We start from the raw sequence: 18,079 nt of genomic DNA, 5'->3' as shown, positions 1-18,079 counted from the left end.
CTTCACGTTCATCTACTGATCACTTTTTGAGCCACCACGAAGATCCTCCGAAAGGGGAACAGCGTGCCGTGGGGGCCGCGGGGATAGGCCTCGTCCAGCAGGGCGGCGCAGTCACAGAGGAAGTCCTCCGCCTCCTCGGGGGTCAGCCGGTCGAGCATGGGGCGCAGCGAGGTGCCCGAGACCCACCGGAGCACGGTGTCCTCGCCGGTGAGCACGTGCAGGTAGGTGGTCTCCCAGGCGTCGACCTGGCAGCCCGCCCCTGCCAGCAGGTCGTGATACTCGGCGGGATCGCCGACCGGCGCCTCCCTGACCAGGTCGGCGAGCCGGTCACGCCACTTCGTACGGCACAGCTCACGGACCAGCGCGTGACTGGGCGCGCCGAAGTTGCCGGGAACCTGGAAGGCGAGCCAGCCGTCGGTGGCGAGCGTCCCGGCCCAGCGCCGCAGCACCTCGCGATGCTCGGGCACCCACTGCAGGACGGCGTTCGACACGATCACGTCGACCGGGCTCCTGGGACACCATCGCGCGACGTCCTCGACGGAGAAGGTCAGCCTGCCACCCGCCGGAGCCCCGGCGATCATCGCGGGCGAGGAGTCGAAGCCGTGCACCTCCGCCCTCGGCCAGCGCCTGGCCAGCTCGGCGGTGAGATCACCGGTGCCACAGCCCGCGTCGACCACCCGGCGCGGACGCTCCGCGTCCACCCTGGCGACGAGATCGAAGAAAGGCCGCGACCGCTCGTCGGCATACCGGCCGTAGATCGCCGGATCCCACATGTCTCCTGACATCGCCCACTCCCACGAGATCGCTTTTCGCGAGATTATGTCGCCCAGCGAGGCCGCGTGGTTGCCCAAACTCCCTCAGATATCGTCGGTGTCTGTACCCACTCGGACGCCATCAACGTCTGTGGTCACCCAGCCACCGTCGATGCCTGGACTCGCTCGGGTGCCGAGGGTGGCTGGACTGAGGAGTGCGGGAGCGACTGAACGACGAGGGAAGACACCGACTCGAAGGGCAGCCGAGCCTCCGGGCAAACAACACAGCCCGACAAAGCGACACAATTATCTCGACGTCAAGACAGATAGACTCGTCACATGACCCTGCACCACGCGGGCCGCGATGCCGGACAGCCTATCGACGAGGTGGACCGGCTGGTCGCCGCCTGGCACCTGGAACGGCCCGACCTCGACGTCGAACCGCTCCAGGTGCTGAGCCGGGTCTCCCGGCTCGCCCGCCATTTGGACCGTGCCCGCCGGGCGGCCTTCGCCGAGCATGACCTGGAGACCTGGGAGTTCGACGTCCTCACCGCGCTACGCCGGTCGGGCGAGCCGTACGAGCTGAGCCCGGGAGCCCTGCTGAGAGCGACCCTGGTGACGTCGGGGACCATGACCAACCGAATCGACAGACTTGCCGCCGCCGGGCTGGTACGGCGCCGCCCCGACCCCGAGGACAGGCGCGGGGTGCTGGTCTCCCTGACGGAAGCGGGGCGGGTGCGGGTCGACGGCGCGTTCGCCGATCTGCTCCGCCGCGAACGCGAGTTGCTGGCCGGTCTCGGAAAGCATGAACAGCAGGCCCTTTCGGACCTGCTGCGCACGCTACTCGTCCCTTTTGACGCGACCGACACCGGAGCGCACTGACCCCTCTGCCCCCGCTGAAGGGGATAAACCGATCGGCGCGACGATGTCCACTCGCTCCGGAAAAAGATGCCCGCCCGTCTCGGAAGCGGTGTCCGGCCGCCTCGGAGACGACGGTGCTCACTCACCGAGGCGGTCGGCCAGCTCAAGCCACTCGGTCTCGACGGTCTCCTTCTCCGCGACGATGTCCTTGAGCTCGGCGTCGAGGGAGGCCAGACGGCCGTAGTCGGCCGCGGCGTCCGCCATGGAGGCGTGCAGCTTCGCCTCGCGGGCGCCCAGCTTGTCGAGCTGGCGCTCGAGCCGGGAGAGCTCCTTGCGCAGCTCGCGCTCCTCCTTGGCGGACAGGCCGGGCTCGGCCGACGGCACCGCCGCGGCACCTCCGCCAGAAGTCGTGGGAGCGGCCGAAGCGGTACCGAAGGCGGCTCTGGCGGACAGCGCCCCGCCCGAAGCGCGCCGTTCCAGGTACTCGTCGACGCCGCCGGGGAGCATCGACAGTTTGCCGTCGCCCAGCAGGGCCACGGTCCTGTCGGAGACCCGCTCGAGGAAGTAGCGGTCGTGGCTGACCACGATCAGCGTGCCGGGCCAGCCGTCGAGCAGGTCCTCCAGCTCGTTCAGCGTCTCGATGTCGAGGTCGTTGGTCGGCTCGTCGAGCATCAGCACGTTGGGGTCGTCCATCAGCAGGCGCAGCAGCTGCAGGCGGCGGCGCTCGCCGCCCGACAGGTCGCCGACCACCTTCCACTGTGCCTCGCCCTTGAAGCCGAGGCGTTCGAGCAGCTGGGAGGCGGTCCACTCCTTCTTGCCGACCTGGATGAACTTGCGGATCTCCTCGACGGTCTCCAGCACCCGGCGCGTCGGGTCGAGCTCGGCCAGCTCCTGCGACAGGTGGGCGAGGCGGACCGTCTTGCCCCGCACGACCCTGCCCGAGTCGGGCCGCACCGTGTCGGCGAGCAGGCGCAGCAGCGAGGACTTGCCGGAACCGTTGACCCCGATCAGGCCGACCCGGTCACCGGGGCCGAACTGCCAGGTCGAGCGGTCAAGGACCAGCGGCCCCTGCCCGGGACCGCCCGCGTGCAGGGTGACGTCCTCGAGGTCGTAGACCGTACGGCCGAGCCTGGCGGCGGCGAACTTGACCAGCTCGACGGTCTCCCTGGCCGGGGGCTCGTCCGCGATCAGCGCCTGAGCCGCCTCGATGCGGAACTTGGGCTTCGAGGTGCGCGCGGGCGGGCCCCGGCGCAGCCAGGCGATCTCCTTACGCATCAGATTCTGGCGGCGGGCCTCCGAGGCGGCGGCCACCCGGGCGCGCTCGGCCTTGGCCAGCACGTAGGCGGCGTATCCCCCCTCGTAGCGCTCGACGGCGCCGTCGACGACCTCCCAGGTCCTGGTCGAGACCGCGTCCAGGAACCACCGGTCATGGGTCACGACCAGCAGCGCCGTCCTGCGCCCCGACAGGTGCCTGGCCAGCCAGTCGATGGCCTCGATGTCCAGGTGGTTGGTCGGCTCGTCCAGAATGATCAGATCGTGCTCGTCGATGAGCAGCTTGGCCAGCGCCGTACGGCGCCGCTCACCGCCGGACAGGCTCCCGGCGAGCGCGGTCAGGTCGATGTCGCCGAGCAGGCTCGCCAGGATCTCGCGGACGCCCGCGTCTCGCGCCCACTCGTGCTCGGGCCTGCCGCCGAGGACGATGTCCCGCACGGAACGCGCCGGGTCGAGGTCGTCCCCCTGGGACAGCGAACCCACGTGGAGGCCCCGGTTGTGGGTGACCCGCCCGGTGTTCGGCTTGAGGTTTCCGGCGATCACCGAGATGAGCGTGGTCTTGCCACCGCCGTTGCGGCCGACCACGCCGATGCGGTCACCCGCCTCGATGCCGAGGGAGACGTCGCTGAGCAGCGGCTTGGGACCGTAGGAGTGGGAGACCGACTCAAGATTGACCAGATTCATCGCGACACAAGCGTATCCGGTCCCGGCCTACACGACCGTCGGACCGGGAACGGGACCGTGGGCGGTGATGACGTCACGGGCGACGCCCGCCGCCCTGAGCGAGACGGCCAGCTCGGTGGCGTGGTCTTCGGAACCGGCGAGGAAGGCGCAGGTGGGACCCGAGCCGGAGACGAGCGCGCCGAGGGCGCCGTGCTCGCGCCCCGCGTCGAGGGTTCCGGCGAGGGAGCGGCGGAGCATCACGGCCGCGGGCTGCAGGTCGTTGGCCAGCTCCGTGCCGAGAGCCTTGGCGTCCCCCTCGCGGAGCGCGGCCAGCAGCGGGTCGGACGCCCTGGGCCAGGCGACCTTCTCCCCGGTCGCCTCACGCATACGGTCGCACTCGGCGTAGACCTTCGCCGTCGACAGTCCGCCGTCCGCCAGCGCGAACACCCAGTGGAACGTGCCACCCACCTTGAGGGGAGTCAGCTGCTCCCCTCTGCCGGTGCCGACGGCCGTACCGCCGAGCAGCGCGAACGGGACGTCGCTCCCGAGGTCGGCGGCGATCTCCAGCAGGTCCTCGATCGGCAGGCCGAGGCCCCACAGCTCGTTGCAGGCGACCAGCGCGGCGGCGGCGTCGGCGCTGCCGCCCGCCATGCCCCCCGCGACCGGGATCGACTTGCGGATGACGAGGCTGACGCCGTAGGACCTGCCCGCGTGCCTGGCCAACGCGAGGGCGGCCTGGATGGCGAGGTTGTCGTCGTCTTCCGGGACCTGGTCCGCCGAATCGCCCTCGACCCGGACCCGCATCCCGGTCTCGGCGACGGCCGTCACCTCGTCGAAGATCGACACCGCGTGGAAGACGTTGACCAGGTCGTGGAAGCCGTCGTCACGCAGCGGCCCGACCGCCAACTGCAGGTTGACCTTGGCGGGCACACGGACGGTCACGGAGTTCATGTGTCCCTCATCTGCGCTCGCTCACTTGTCACGGTCCCCGATCGTAACGGGGTCCCCGGCTCTGCCCTCGCAGACTCCCCGACAAATCCGCTCATATGCGCTTTTCGGCGATTCGTGCAAAATCTTCGATGGAGAGCTGTTCACCGCGTTGCGTGGGGTCGATCCCCGCGGCGCGGAGCGCCTGCTCTGCGGCGGCGGCCGTGCCCGCCCAGGAGGCCAGGGCGGCGCGCAGAGTTTTGCGCCGCTGAGCGAAAGCGGCGTCGATGACCGCGAAGACCTCCTTGCGGGAGGCTCCGGTCACGGGAGGCTCGCGGCGGGTCATCGCCACGAGGCCCGAGTCCACGTTGGGAACCGGCCAGAAGACCGTCCGCCCGACGGGACCGGCCCTGCGGACGTCGGCGTACCAGGCGGCCTTGAGCGAGGGAATGCCGTAGATCTTGGAGCCCGGCGTCGCGGCGAGCCGGTCGGCGACCTCGGACTGGACCATGACCAGGATGCGGCGCAGAGACGGCAGCGTCTCCAGCAGATGCAGCACCACGGGAACGGAGACGTTGTAGGGGAGGTTGGCGACCAGCGCGGTCGGCTGCTCCTGCGGCAGGTCGCCGGGAAGAACCCGCATGGCGTCCGCGAGCACCACGGTGAGGCGGTCGGCGAACTCGGGGGCGTGCTCGGCGACGGTCAGCGGGAGCCGTGCCGCGAGGACCGGGTCGATCTCGACCGCGACCACGCCGCGCACCTCGGGAAGCAGCGCGAGGGTGAGCGATCCCAGGCCGGGGCCGACCTCGATGACCACGTCGTCGGGACGCAACTCGGCGACCCTGACGATCCGGCGCACCGTGCCGCCGTCGATCACGAAGTTCTGGCCGAGCTTCTTGGTCGGGCGGATGTCGAGCCTGTCCGCCAGTTCGCGTATCTCCACCGGGCCGAGAAGGCTCATGACCGCACCTCGCCCGGCGCCAGGAACCCGGCGTCCACCCGGTCACCGTACCCGCCGACTCGTCCGCCGCGCTCGCTCACCGCTGCACTCCCCACGTCATCCGACAAGTTTCGCGCATGGAACACCCTGCGACGACGCTTGGGAGCGGGACCGCGCACACGGGGCGGACGCGAAGAGGTGCGGGCGTCGCCGCCCGCACCTCCTGTTGCCTCACCTCCGGCGGTCCGCCTCGGTCGGTCTCCCCGGCGGCGGCGCCTCGATGTCCGAGGTGCGCGCTCCGGCCGGAGAGAGCCGACGACGACGGTCCGCGGGCGCCGGGGTTACCCGGCGAACCTCGCCGTGGTGACCCTTGCCTTGGTCACCCTCGTCGGGGTGCCACCGGGCGGGCCGGGAGGGCCCTGGGGGCCGACGGGACCCTGCGGTCCCTCGGGGCCGATCGGACCCTGAGGTCCAGCCGGGCCCTGGGGACCCGTCGGACCTGCCGGACCTGCCGGACCCTCAGGCCCCTCAGGACCTGCCGAACCCGCCGGACCGGTGGCGCCGTCGGCACCCGCAGGACCAGCAGGACCCTGGGCACCGTCGGCACCCGCGGGACCGGTCGCGCCAGTCGGTCCTTCGGGACCAGCCGGGCCCTCGGGGCCAACGGGCCCCTGGGCGCCGTCGGCACCCGCGGGACCTGCCGGGCCTGCCGGACCAGCGGGACCAGCCGGACCTGCCGGGCCAGCCGGGCCGGGAGCACCGTCGGCACCCGCGGGACCCTGCGGACCAGCGGGCCCCTGGGCGCCATCGGCACCCGCAGGGCCAGCCGGCCCCTGGGCACCGTCGGCACCTGCCGGACCAGCAGGACCCTGCGGACCGGTGTCACCGATCGGACCCTGCGGACCGATCGGGCCCTGCGGACCGGTGGCGCCGTCGGCACCCGCCGGACCAATCGGACCAGCCGGACCCTGAGCGCCATCGGCACCCGCCGGACCAACCGGACCAGCCGGACCGTCGGGTCCCTGCGGGCCTTCGGGACCGATCGGGCCTGCCGGACCTGCCGGACCTGCCGGGCCTTCGGGCCCCTGGGCACCGTCGGCACCCGCGGGACCCTGTGGACCAGCAGGACCCTGAGCGCCATCGGCACCCGCGGGACCCTGTGGACCAGCAGGACCCTGAGCGCCATCAGCACCCGCAGGGCCAGCCGGACCCTGAGCGCCATCAGCACCCGCAGGGCCAGCCGGACCCTGAGCGCCATCAGCACCCGCAGGGCCAGCCGGACCCTCAGGTCCCTGAGCGCCGTCGGCACCTGCCGGACCCTGCGGACCAGCCGGGCCAGCGGGGCCAGCAGGACCCTGGGCGCCATCGGCACCCGCAGGGCCAGCAGGACCCTGGGCACCGTCGGCACCTGCCGGACCAGCAGGACCCTGCGGACCGGTGTCACCGATCGGACCCTGCGGACCGATCGGGCCCTGCGGACCGGTGGCGCCGTCGGCACCCGCCGGACCAGCCGGGCCTACCGGACCGTCGGCACCCACCGGGCCTGCCGGGCCTACCGGACCCTGCGGACCTGCGGGACCGTCGGCGCCGGGAGCGCCGTCGGCACCTGCGGGACCCTGGGGACCTGCAGGGCCCTGCGGACCCGCCGGGCCCTCGGGACCTGCGGGACCAACCGGACCGGCGGGGCCTGCGGCACCATCGGAGCCGTTGGCGCCCGCGGGACCCTGCGGGCCTACCGGACCTGCCGGGCCCGCGGGACCCTGCGGCCCTGCCGGACCCTGCGGTCCCGTGGCGCCGGGGATGCCGTCGGAACCCGCGGGGCCCGCGGGCCCCCTCGAACCGGTGACACCGACCGGGCCCGCCGGACCCACGGGACCGGTTGCACCGTCAGCGCCCGCCGGGCCCTGCGGCCCCCTGGGGCCGGTCGGGCCGGTCGGGCCCGCGGGGCCCCTGGGACCTGCGGGACCCTGGGGGCCCTCGGGGACCTCGCACAGGGACACCGGCAGGTGGAGCCACCTGCACAGCGGGATGTAGGCGGGCTCGTCGCGAAGCTCCGAGGTCGGCTTGCTCTGTACTGGATTGTCCGTACTGACCTTCCCAGAGGCCGCGCGAACCTTCCCGGAGTCCGTGCGGGCTTTCCCGGAGACGGAACGAGAACGGGTGGAAGCCCGGAAGGGCTTCACTTTGAAGGAAAGGCCGGCCGGCTTGGCCAGAGCGGCGCCACTCGTGTCGGAGTGACCGATCCTCTGGGCTGCGAGCCAGGCCGGCGTCGTGTCGGCTCCTGCTGGAGCAGGGGAATAAACAAGAACGGCCCCGGCGAGTGCGCCACCCACCAGGGTCCGTTTCATAAAGGTAGCCACGGGTGAATTTCTCCCCTCGCGCATATATGAAAAACTCCAGGACAGACCTTTTGAGCCGACGGAACACCTCTGGAAACAGTAGCCGAAAAACATTGCTGAGACATTGGCCGGGGAACACGCGTTTTTTTACTCGCCACCCGCAGGAACACTATTCAAAACCCTGATTCCAGCACTGCCTACACCAAACCGGACCAAGTACTCCCCGTTCACCGGGCATCCACCAGTCCGAGCCCACCCACCGTCACAGCGCCCTCCGCTCACCGCGACAGCGGAGCATTGTCACCCGAAATACCGCCACTTTTCGATATTTCCATGCCCGCCCACCCCCTCACATGCATCCACAAAAAGGGAACGACTCACGCACTGCACAGAAAACTCTCAAACAACCCACCAGGCAGACCTTATTCCACTTTCCATAAAACAGCACCATTTATCGCCAGAAATGCATCACAATCGCCTACCGGTAGACGGTTCGGACCGGCGAGCCGTCGCGAGTCACGGCCGGGTGCCGCCCGCCTCCCCCCACCCGAGGAAATCACCGGTCTCCGGCCGGAAAGGCACCTGCCCTCCCCGCGGGAAAACCGCAGGCCTCCATGGGAGAACCGCCGGACCCCGCGGGCCGGGAAACGGATTTCACGGATTCACGCGAGGGTCCTGCCCTCCTCGCGAAAACCCGGCGCCCGTCGCGACGCGGGTTTCGCGATTCGCGGCGGCCACCGCCCCCCTGGCGGCAGCATGGAAGCCCTTGTCCACCATCGGCAGGCCGCCGTGTTCCCGCCCGATAACGTTGGCCGTACGGGGGATCGTCGGCGAGGGAAGGGATCCACCCCGTGAAGGACGTCAACCAGCCCGGTGTCGAGGGGCTGCGCCCCGGTGATCCCGAGCGGATCGGGGACTATCGGCTTCTCGGACGTCTGGGCGAGGGCGGCATGGGCACCGTCTACCTGGCGACGGCTCCGACGGGGCGGCCCGTGGCGGTGAAAGTGATCAAGCCGGAGGTCGCGGTCGAGGACGGATTCGCCGCACGCTTCCACGCGGAGGTGCGAAACGCCCGGCGGGTCGCGTCGTTCTGCACCGCCCAGGTGCTCGACAACGGAAACGCCGCCGACGGCAGGCCGTACATGGTCACCGAGTACATCGCGGGCACTCCCCTGTCACGGCAGATCAGCACGTACGGCGCGCTCGAACCCGCTCCGCTGCACGGAGTGGCGCTCGGAGTCGCCGCCGCGCTGGCCGCGATCCACGTCGCGGGGGTGGTCCACCGCGACCTCAAGCCCGCCAACGTGGTCCTGTCCATGTCGGGGCCTCGCGTGATCGACTTCGGCATCGCCAGGGCGCTGGACTCGACCCACGGCTTCACCCGGTCGGGCGAGGTGCTCGGCAGCCCGGGGTGGTGGGCTCCTGAGCAGGTGCGCGGCCTGGAGGTCACCCCGGCCGCCGACGTCTTCGCCTGGGGCTGCCTGGTCGCCTACGCGGGAAACGGCCGCCACCCTTACGGCCGGGGCGACATGATCACTATGGCGACCCGGCTGCTGAACAGCCCGCCCGACCTCGGCACGCTCCCCGCCCCGCTCGACGAGTTGGCCCGCAGGGCGACCGCGATGGACCCCAGGGAGCGGCCGACCGCCCAGGACCTGCTGATCGCGCTGGTCGGCGGCGACATCTCGACGCCGCCTGCCACCACCACCCCGGAGGACCCGCCGACCCTGATCTCGGGGGACATGCTCAGCGAGTCGTGGCGTCCCCCGGCCAACGTGGAACCGGACTCGACGCAGGTCCTCAGCTCCCTGAGAGCGAGGACCTCCCCCGCGCCCCTCTCCCCGGCCGTCCCGAACCCCCCTCCTGCGGATGCCTCACAGCCGTCTCCGTCCAAGCCGGGTACGGCTTCCGCCAGGCAGGCCAGGCGGCGCTGGCTGCTCGCGGGACTGGCCGTGACGGCGGCACTCGCCGTCACGGTCGCGGTGCTGGTCCGCGCGGGCGAGGGAACCGGAGGCGGGACACCACCCGTGACCACCACGACCGGTGGCGCGACCGACGTGGGCAGGCGGATCGCGACCGGCTCCCTGATCGAGGATCCGCAACTGATCATCCCCCGGGGCCCGCGATGCGGTCTCCCCTCCTACGAGGGCACAACGGCACGCGGCCGGTTGTGCGTGATCGGGATGACCCTGCTCAACACCGGAGGCAAGGAGGTTCCCCTCAGCCGTACCCCGCTCACCCTGGTCGACGACCTGGGCGCGCTCCACACCCCCGAACCGGTCGGGGCGAATCCCGCGAACACGACGGGCAAACTGGCTCCCGGTGGGAGAATGGACGACGTCCTGGTCTACGACCTGTCTCCCGGGCGCAGACCGGTGCGGCTGACCGGTCAGGTGGTCGAGGGCGGGCGGCGGATCGAGGTGCGGCTTTGACGAGGTTCCCGGCGTCCCTGCTGCTCTCCGCGCTGTTCTTTCCCGCGATCCTTCCCATCCCCGCGGCGGTTCCCCCTCCCACCGCCTTCTCCGCGACCGCCGACTGCGCCGGAGCCGGTGCGAACGACTTCGACGGCGACGGCTTGGACGACACAGCCGTCGGCGACCCGTTCGCCACCCCCGACGGCGTGGCCGGTGCCGGAGCCGTGCACGTGGTGTCCGGCAGGGGCGAGGGCGGGACGGTCGTGCGCGCGCCCCTGCCTGAGGCGGGCGAGGGATTCGGCTGGTCGGTGAAGCTGACCCACCTCGACGCCGACCGCTGCGCGGACCTGCTGGTCGGCGCGCCGTACGCGGACGTGAACGGGATCGAGGACGCGGGCGCCGTCTACGCCGTGTACGGCGGAGCCGCCAGGAAACCGGTCCGCCTGGTCTCTTCCGCCCCCGAGGCCAACGCCCACTTCGGCTGGTCCCTGGCCTCCGGCGGCACCGTGGTCGTCGCCGGAGCCCCGCACGAGGACGCGGACGGGATCGAGGACGCGGGCGCGGTCTACCTGTTCGACTCGGGCTCGCTCGGCGAGGGGCGGCGAATCTCCCAGGACACCGAGGGGGTTCCCGGCAGCAGCGAGCCCGGTGACATGTTCGGCTGGTCCGTGGCCGTCGGCAGGATGGGCGGAACCCTGGGCGAGCTCGATCTCGCGGTCGGCGCGCCGTACGACAACGACGACGGGCCGGGGCGGCAGAGCGGGGAGGGCGCGCTCGACGCGGGGTCGATCGCCGTGCTCTTCGACGTGCTCGGCGCGAAGGGGACGTACACCAGCAGGAAGTGGGATCTCCACCAGATCGTGGAGACTCACGCCGGCGACCGGTTCGGCTACGCGATGGCCTACGCGGAGGAGGGGGACGAGGGATACCTCGCGGTGAGCGCGCCGCTCGGCGACGGCGGCCGGGTGAAGGACTCGGGCCTGGTCCGGCTCTTCCGCGCCTCCTCCTCCGAGGAGATCGCCCCGATGACCACTTTCGACCAGGGACCGGAGGGAGCGGCGGGTGAGGGGTACGGCTTCTCGCTGGCGTTCGCCGGGGAGGGCGGCGCCCGGCTGGCGGTCGGGGTCCCCTTCGACGGGCCCGACCAGCGGGGTGGCGTGCGGCTGATACCGGTGCGGGATCCGGCGGGGGCCAGGCTGGTCGGCCAGGGCGGGGCGGGCGACCACTTCGGCTGGTCGGTGGCGTTCAGCGGCAACCGCCTGGTGGTCGGCGCGCCAGACCACGGCGTCTCGGGGGCGGTGACGGTGCTCGGCCGCAACGACGGCGCGGGCACGCTGCTGTCTCCGGGGACCGGGAAGGTTCCCGCCCTGGGCGACGGGGGCTCGGCGGACTTCGGCGCAGCCGTCGGCTGAACCCCGCCCCCGCCTCCCTGTCCGCGCCTCCGGGGAGGAGGGGCCGGGGCGGGTCACCAGGAGCCGAAGACGGCCTCCCCGTTGGTGCTGATGGCCGTGGCGAGCTCGGCCGGATCGATCTGCTTCACCTCGGCGAGGCAGCGCAGCGTGATGGGGATGAGATAGGGGGCGTTCGGCTTGCCCCGGTGCGGCGTCGGCGGGAGGTAGGGCGCGTCGGTCTCGACGAGCATCAGCTCCTTGGGCGCGACCGCTGCGGCCTCGCGGAGGTAGCCGGCGTTCTTGTAGGTGACCGGGCCGGAGAAGGACATGAAGTAACCGGCCTCGACGCACTTCTTGGCCATCTCGGCGTCGCCGGAGAAGCTGTGGAAGACCACGATCTCCGGGGCCCCCTGCTCCGCCAGGACGCGCAGCACGTCGTCGTGTGCCTCCCGGTCGTGGATCACCAGGGCCTTGCCGGTCCGCTTGGCGATCTCGATGTGCGCCCTGAAGCTGGCGTGCTGGTCGTCTTTGGAAGCCCAGTCACGGTAGTAGTCGAGGCCCGTCTCCCCGACCGCCCTGACATGCGGCAGGCGAGCCAGCCCCTCGATCTCGGCGAGGACCTCCGGCGTCGAGGCGTGCGCCTCGTTGGGGTGGATCGCGACCCCGGCGTAGACGTCGGGGTTGAGCTCGGCCGTACCGGCGTTCCACCTGGACGACGGCAGGTCGTAGCCGATCGTGACGAGCCGGGTCACGCCGACGGAGCGGGCCTGCTCGAGGATGCCTTCGACGCTCGCCTGAGCCGCCTGAGCGGCCTGTGCGACGGGGTCTCCCGAGGACGCCTGACGGTTGCCGACCATGATGTCGAGGTGGCAGTGGCTGTCGAACACCTCGGCGGCCAGGGGTTCGGGGACTGCGGGAAGCTTCGTGCTCACTGGACCAACCTACTGTGTTTGTTTTGCGACGCCTCAGGCGTCGCAAAACAGCACATCACTCGCCGAGGCGGGCGAGCTCCTCATCGACGATCTTCGGGTCGAGCTTGGTGAACAGCGGGGTTGGCGGCGCGAGCGGAGCCCCGACCCGCAGTGGCGTGTGCTCCCAGCGGGCCTCGCCGTCGTACGAGCCCGTGATGATGGGGTACTGCCTGCCGCTCTCCTCGTCGACCTCCTTGATCTCCGGCATCCCCGACCAGACGCCGGTGCCGCCGAGCATCGCGTGGATCTTGTTGGAGGAGGAGGGCAGGATCGGGGTGAGCAGGGTCTTGGCGTCGTCGACGACCTGCAGGGCCACGTGGAGGATCGACTTGACCCGCTCGGGGTCGTCCTTGATCTTCCAGGGCTCCTGCTCCGCGAGATACTTGTTGGCCTCGCGGATGACGTCGAACGCCTCGTTCGTGGCGTTCTTGAACCGGGAGCGTTCGAGCTCGGCGCCGACCTTGGGGAAGGCCCCGCGGCTGCGCTCCAGCATGGCGCGGTCCGCGTCGGTGAGGTCACCCGCCTCGGGGATGGTGCCGAAGTTCTTGGCGGCCATCGAGATCGAACGGTTGACCAGGTTGCCCCAGGCCGCGACCAGCTCGCCGTTGTTGCGGTTGAGGAACTCCGACCAGGTGAAGTCGGTGTCCTGGTTCTCCGGGCCCGCGACCGCGATGTAGTAGCGCAGCGCGTCGGCGTCGTAGCGGGCCAGGAAGTCGCGGACGTAGATGACGACCTGGCGGGAGGAGGAGAACTTGCGCCCCTCCATGGTCAGGAACTCGCTGGAGACGACCTCGGAGGGCAGGCTCAGCTCGCCGAGCGCGCCCGGCGTGCCGTTCCTGGCGCCCTGGCCGTTGTAGCCGAGCAACAGCGCGGGCCAGATCTCGGCGTGGAAAACGATGTTGTCCTTGCCCATGAAGTAGTAGGCGCGGGCGTCGGGGTTCTGCCACCACTGCCGCCAGGCATCGGGGTCGCCGGAGCGGCGGGCCCACTCGATGGAGGCGCTGAGGTAGCCGATGACGGCGTCGAACCAGACGTAGAGCCGCTTGTTCGGCTGGTCACGCCAGCCGTCGAGCGGGATCGGCACGCCCCAGTCGAGGTCGCGGGTGATCGCACGGGGCTGCAGGTCGGCCAGCATGTTGAGGGCGAACTTCAGCACGTTGGGCCGCCACTCGCCCTGCTTGGACTGCAGCCAGGTGCCGAGCACCTCGGCGAAGGCGGGCAGGTCGAGCATGAAGTGCTCGGTCTCGACGAAGATCGGCGTCTCACCGTTGATCTTGCTGACCGGGTTGATCAACTGGATCGGGTCGAGTTGGTTGCCACAGTTGTCGCACTGGTCGCCACGCGCGCCGTCGTAGCTGCAGATCGGGCAGGTGCCCTCGATGTAGCGGTCGGGCAGGGTACGCCCGGTCGACGGCGAGATGGCGCCCATCGTGGTCTTGGGGAAGATGTAGCCGTTCTCGTGGAGACCCTTGAAGATCTCCTGGACCACGGCGTAGTGGTTGTCCGTCGTGGTCCTGGTGAACAGGTCGTAAGACAGGCCGAGAGCCTGGAGGTCCTCGGCGATCACCCGGTTGTAGCGGTCGGCGAGCTGGCGGGCGTTCAGCCCCTCCTTGTCCGCCTGCACCTGGATGGGCGTGCCGTGTTCGTCGGTCCCGCTCACCATCAGGACCTTGTTGCCCGCCATCCGCTGGTAGCGGCTGAAGATGTCGGAGGGCACGCCGAATCCGGAGACGTGCCCAATGTGGCGGGGGCCGTTGGCGTATGGCCACGCGACCGCGGTCAGGATGTGCTGGGACATGATGCCAAGCCTAAGGGACGCGGGCTCAGGCCTTGGTGCTCTCCCGGGAGACGGCCTGCGCCGTCTTCTCCTCGCCGTCCAGGCTGACGGCTTGGGCAGCCTCCTCAGCGGCCGAGGCGGCCACGTCGATCGGCGTCTCCTTGGTACGGCGGATGCCGAGGATGCTGATGAACAGTGCCGCGAAGATGGTCTGGAAGCTCATGACCAGCGCGGTCGCCGACGGGACGACCAGGCGCAGCGACTCAGAAGGGATCAGCGGGCCGAAACTGCGTGTCTGCCAGTGAACCAGCGAGGCGACCAGGCCCGCCAGACCGGCCAGGGCCAGCAGGCCTCCGGCGATCAGGCCCTTCTCCAGGGTCACGATGTCGACGAGCTTGCGCACCCGCCTGTCCTCTGGCAGGAAGCCCTCCTCCGCGGCGTACACCTTGGTGAACAGGGCGAACAGCGAGGCCTGGAAGCCGATCACCACCGCGGCCGAGGCGCCGACCAGGGTGTCGATGTCGAAGGCGAGCTTGCCGATGTAGACCGGGCCGAAGGTCAGGGCCGCGCCCACGACCAGGCCGAGGGTCATCAGGATCAGGCCGGGGATGAAGAACAGCCAGCGCGGGCTGTACAGCAGCAGGAAGCGCAGGTGGCGCCATCCGTCACGCCAGGAGCGCAGGTGCGGCGGGCGGGAGCGGCCGTCGGGCGACAGCGTGGTCGCCACCTCGCGCACGTCGAGCCCCGACAGCGTCGAGCGCACCACCATCTCGCTGGCGAACTCCATGCCGCCGGTCTGCAGGCCGAGCTTGAGGACGGAGTCGCGCCTGAAGCCGCGCAGGCCGCAGTGGAAGTCGCCGATGGCACTCGGGAAGAACAGACGGCCGATGAAGGAGAGCACCGGGTTGCCAAGGTAGCGGTGGAGCGGGGGCATGGCGCCCGGCGCGATGCCGCCCTTGAAACGGTTGCCCATCACCAGGTCGGCCCCGTCGCGCAACTGCTCGACGAACGGCAGCAACGCGGTGAAGTCATAGGAGTCGTCGGCGTCGCCCATGATGACGTACTTGCCACGAGCCGCCCTGATGCCGCCCATGAGCGCGTTGCCGTACCCCTTGGCGTCCACGTGCACGACACGGGCTCCCGCGTCGCGTGCGAGCTGCTGGGAGCCGTCCGTGCTGCCGTTGTCGGCTATCAGGACTTCTCCGTCGATCCCGTGTTCCCGCATGCAGGCCAGTGCCTTGCGTACGCAGGTCTCCACGGTCTCCGCCTCGTTCAAACAAGGCATGACCACGGTCAGTTCCACGTCTCAACCTCTCAGTTACGGCACAGCCCAACCTCATCATGATGCCCTCTATCGTCTACCGCGCGGGTCAACTCCATGAAACGGCTGGCATCCTGTAATGCATGGTGACCGTCACCGAACCACCGCGACTCGACGCGCCCGCGACAGGCGTGCCCACACGCGTGTGGGCGTTCCTGGGACGCCACCGGCTGTTCGCCGCCGTCGTGGCGCTGGCGTTCATGCTGCGTGTCGTCACCATGCTCGGCTACGGTCCGGCGCTGTGGTTCAACGACTCCTTCGAGTACGTCTCGGGGGCGGTCAACCCCGACAGGCCCAGTGCCCTGCGTCCGAACGGTTATTCCTTCTGGCTGCTGCTGCTGCGGCCGATCCACAGCTTCTCCTTCGTGGTCTTCACCCAGCACCTGATGGGCCTGGGCATCGCGGTGCTGATCTACGCGTTGCTGCGCAGGAGGTTCGGCCTGCCGGGCTGGGGGGCGACGCTGGCCACGCTGCCCGTGCTGTTCGACGCCTACCAGATCCAGCTAGAGCATCTGGTCATGTCGGACGCCATGTTCATGCTGCTGGTCGTCGGCGTCATAACGCTGGTGCTGTGGCACAGGAAGGTGTCCTGGAGGCTCGGCGCCGTGATCGGCCTGCTGCTCGCGCTCACCGCGCTGACCAGGTCGATCGGCCTGCCGATCCTGGCCCTGGTCGTCGCCTACATGCTCGTCAAGCGGACCGGCTGGAAACCGATCGCGGCCATGGTGACCGCGTGCGCCGTCCCCGTGCTCGGCTACATGGCCTGGTTCGCCTCCACCTACGGCAACTTCTCCATGACCAACAGCGACGGCGCGATCCTCTACATGCGGACCTCGCTGTTCGCCGACTGCAACAAGATGAAGGTCGACCCGCGCAAGGAACTGGAGCTGGCGCTGCTGTGCATCAGCGCCCCGCCGAGCGAGCGCCACTTCTCCGGTCAGAAGTACCTGTGGTGGGCCCAGCCGGGGCAACGGTTCCACGCGTTCGGGCCGAACACCACCTTCACCCCCGCCGTCAACCAGGCCGCGGGAACGTTCGCCAAGCGGGCCATCCTCGCCCAGCCGCTCGACTATCTCGGCGTCGTGACCGGAGACTTCTTCCGCGCCTTCCGCTGGGACCGGCCGCAGTTCCCCGACGCCAACACCTACCGGCAGTACGAGTTCCTCCCCGAGGGCAAGGTGCTGCCCTCATGGTCCTCCTACCGGGGCACCAGCGACCGGGACGCCCAGATCTACGACCCCGGCCTGCCGACCGCCCAGATCCGCGGCAAGCCCAGCGTGATCGGCACCCAGCTCCACGCCCCGTGGGCCCGGTTCATGCAGGCCTACCAGCAGACGGTCAGGCTGCCCGGCCTCGTGGTCGGCGTCCTGCTGCTGATCGGCCTGGCCGGGGTCGTGGTGCGCTGGCGCACACTGGGCGGCCCTGTCCTGCTGCCGTGGCTTGGCGCCTTCGGCCTCATCCTGGCCCCCGCGGCGACGGCCGAGTTCGACTACCGCTATGTCCTGCCCGCCGTGCCGCTGGCGTGCCTGGCCGCCGCGATCTCACTGCGGCACGGGTTCGCTAGACCCAGCTCCGGAAAAGCATCCGCTGCCACCACTGCGCGTAGGGGATGACCTCTGCGGTCAGCACCGGGTGGAGCCACCAGAAGTTGACCAGCGCGAGGAACGCGAAGGCTCCCACCACGGAGGCCCCGGCGGCTCTGCGGTTCGGCGTGGCGTCGGCCGGGCCGATGATGAGCCCGGCGGCGAGGGTGAGTGCGAGGATCATGAACGGGACCATGGGGATCGTGTAGAAGATGAACATGGTGCGGTGGTCGGCGATGGCCCAGTAGAACCAGGGCAGCCAGCCCGCGACGTAGGCGAGCAGGACGGCTCCGGCGCGCCAGTCGCGGGTGGCGACGTACCAGGCGATCATGGCGATGAGGGCGGCGAGCGCGCCGTACCAGATGACCGGGGTGCCGACGCCGAGGACGGCCTGGGAGCAGGTCTCGGCGCCGCAGGCGTTCTTCGGGCTCTCGTAGAAGAACGCGACCGGGCGCAGCAGCAGTGGCCAGCTCCACGGCTCCGACTGGTAGTTGTGCGGCTCCGCCAGGCCGGTGTGGAAGCTCAGCACTTGAAGCTGGTAGCTCAGCCAGGAGCGCAGCGAGTCGAAGACGAAGAAGGCCGGGCCCTGGGAGGTCGCCTGCGCCCAGTTACGGCCCCAGCCCAGCGGGGAGGCGAACCAGCCGGCCCAGGAGAGCAGGTAGGTCAGCGCGGGGACGGCGCAGAGCGCCGCCAGTGCGGTCGGCAGGTCCACGGCGACCGCGCCCCGGTACGGCCCGCGCAGGCCGATCGCCCTGCGGGCTCCCGCGTCCCACAGGAGGGACATCAGGGCGAAGGCGATCAGGAAGAACACCCCGGACCACTTGACCGCGCAGGCCGCGCCCAGGCACAGCCCGGCCGCGACCCGCCA

12 protein-coding genes and 1 pseudogene are annotated in these 18,079 nt (G+C 70.5%); 4 read left to right on the top strand and 9 right to left on the bottom strand.

The features are described from left to right. Nucleotides 1-8: 8 nt before the first annotated feature. Nucleotides 9-785 carry a trans-aconitate 2-methyltransferase gene (locus AB0395_RS30410; protein ID WP_366286990.1) on the bottom strand — a complete coding sequence of 259 codons (777 nt, stop codon included), beginning with the start codon at nt 783-785 and terminating at the stop codon, nt 9-11. 306 nt (nt 786-1,091) lie between these two features. Between AB0395_RS30410 and AB0395_RS30405 the strand changes: the two genes are divergently transcribed. Further along, nucleotides 1,092-1,634 carry a MarR family transcriptional regulator gene (locus AB0395_RS30405; RefSeq protein ID WP_366286988.1) on the top strand — a complete coding sequence of 181 codons (543 nt, stop codon included), beginning with the start codon at nt 1,092-1,094 and terminating at the stop codon, nt 1,632-1,634. Between the two features lie 117 nt (nt 1,635-1,751). Here AB0395_RS30405 and AB0395_RS30400 read toward each other — a convergent pair whose 3' ends face one another. From AB0395_RS30400 to AB0395_RS30385, 4 genes are all read right to left on the bottom strand, one after another. Beyond that, the gene (locus AB0395_RS30400) at nt 1,752-3,569 is read right to left on the bottom strand and encodes an ABC-F family ATP-binding cassette domain-containing protein (RefSeq protein WP_366286986.1); all 1,818 of its coding nucleotides are present in this window, start codon (nt 3,567-3,569) and stop codon (nt 1,752-1,754) included. 27 nt (nt 3,570-3,596) lie between these two features. Continuing rightward, nucleotides 3,597-4,499: a 4-(cytidine 5'-diphospho)-2-C-methyl-D-erythritol kinase gene (locus tag AB0395_RS30395; protein WP_366286984.1), complete on the bottom strand. Its 903-nt coding sequence runs from the start codon at nt 4,497-4,499 to the stop codon at nt 3,597-3,599. 91 nt (nt 4,500-4,590) lie between these two features. Beyond that, nucleotides 4,591-5,436 carry a 16S rRNA (adenine(1518)-N(6)/adenine(1519)-N(6))-dimethyltransferase RsmA gene (gene rsmA / locus AB0395_RS30390; RefSeq protein ID WP_366286982.1) on the bottom strand — a complete coding sequence of 282 codons (846 nt, stop codon included), beginning with the start codon at nt 5,434-5,436 and terminating at the stop codon, nt 4,591-4,593. Between the two features lie 358 nt (nt 5,437-5,794). Then, complete coding sequence (locus AB0395_RS30385; protein WP_366286980.1) at nt 5,795-6,859, bottom strand: hypothetical protein; 1,065 nt, start codon at nt 6,857-6,859, stop codon at nt 5,795-5,797. A 1,746-nt stretch (nt 6,860-8,605) separates the two neighbouring features. Here AB0395_RS30385 and AB0395_RS30380 point away from each other — a divergent pair. Both AB0395_RS30380 and AB0395_RS30375 read left to right on the top strand, forming a co-directional pair. Continuing rightward, on the top strand, nt 8,606-10,186 hold the full coding sequence (locus tag AB0395_RS30380; RefSeq protein WP_366286978.1) for a protein kinase: 1,581 nt from the start codon (nt 8,606-8,608) through the stop codon (nt 10,184-10,186). Continuing rightward, the gene (locus AB0395_RS30375) at nt 10,183-11,580 is read left to right on the top strand and encodes a hypothetical protein (protein WP_366286976.1); all 1,398 of its coding nucleotides are present in this window, start codon (nt 10,183-10,185) and stop codon (nt 11,578-11,580) included. The genes AB0395_RS30380 and AB0395_RS30375 overlap by 4 nt, the downstream gene beginning before the upstream one ends. A 53-nt stretch (nt 11,581-11,633) precedes the next feature. On the opposite strand, the gene AB0395_RS30370 is transcribed toward AB0395_RS30375, so the two are convergent. Genes AB0395_RS30370 through AB0395_RS30360 form a run of 3 tightly spaced genes read right to left on the bottom strand, consistent with a single transcriptional unit; the run spans nt 11,634 to nt 15,610 of the window. Next, the gene (locus AB0395_RS30370) at nt 11,634-12,491 is read right to left on the bottom strand and encodes a TatD family hydrolase (protein WP_366286974.1); all 858 of its coding nucleotides are present in this window, start codon (nt 12,489-12,491) and stop codon (nt 11,634-11,636) included. Between the two features lie 55 nt (nt 12,492-12,546). Beyond that, the gene (metG, locus tag AB0395_RS30365) at nt 12,547-14,328 is read right to left on the bottom strand and encodes a methionine--tRNA ligase (RefSeq protein WP_366286972.1); all 1,782 of its coding nucleotides are present in this window, start codon (nt 14,326-14,328) and stop codon (nt 12,547-12,549) included. A gap of 25 nt (nt 14,329-14,353) precedes the next feature. Next, on the bottom strand, nt 14,354-15,610 hold the full coding sequence (locus AB0395_RS30360; RefSeq protein WP_366286971.1) for a glycosyltransferase family 2 protein: 1,257 nt from the start codon (nt 15,608-15,610) through the stop codon (nt 14,354-14,356). A gap of 101 nt (nt 15,611-15,711) precedes the next feature. Here AB0395_RS30360 and AB0395_RS30355 point away from each other — a divergent pair, with 101 nt between their 5' ends. Next, complete coding sequence (locus AB0395_RS30355) at nt 15,712-17,241, top strand: hypothetical protein (RefSeq protein ID WP_366286970.1); 1,530 nt, start codon at nt 15,712-15,714, stop codon at nt 17,239-17,241. Here the strand turns inward: AB0395_RS30355 and AB0395_RS30350 are convergent. After that, a pseudogene (locus AB0395_RS30350) lies at nt 17,189-18,079 on the bottom strand (phospholipid carrier-dependent glycosyltransferase); the annotation flags it as partial. The gene AB0395_RS30355 and the pseudogene AB0395_RS30350 overlap by 53 nt on opposite strands.

The sequence above is a fragment of the Streptosporangium sp. NPDC051023 genome, from assembly GCF_040689595.1.
Classification (GTDB): domain Bacteria; phylum Actinomycetota; class Actinomycetes; order Streptosporangiales; family Streptosporangiaceae; genus Streptosporangium.
This window is presented reverse-complemented; position numbering and strand designations above follow the sequence as displayed.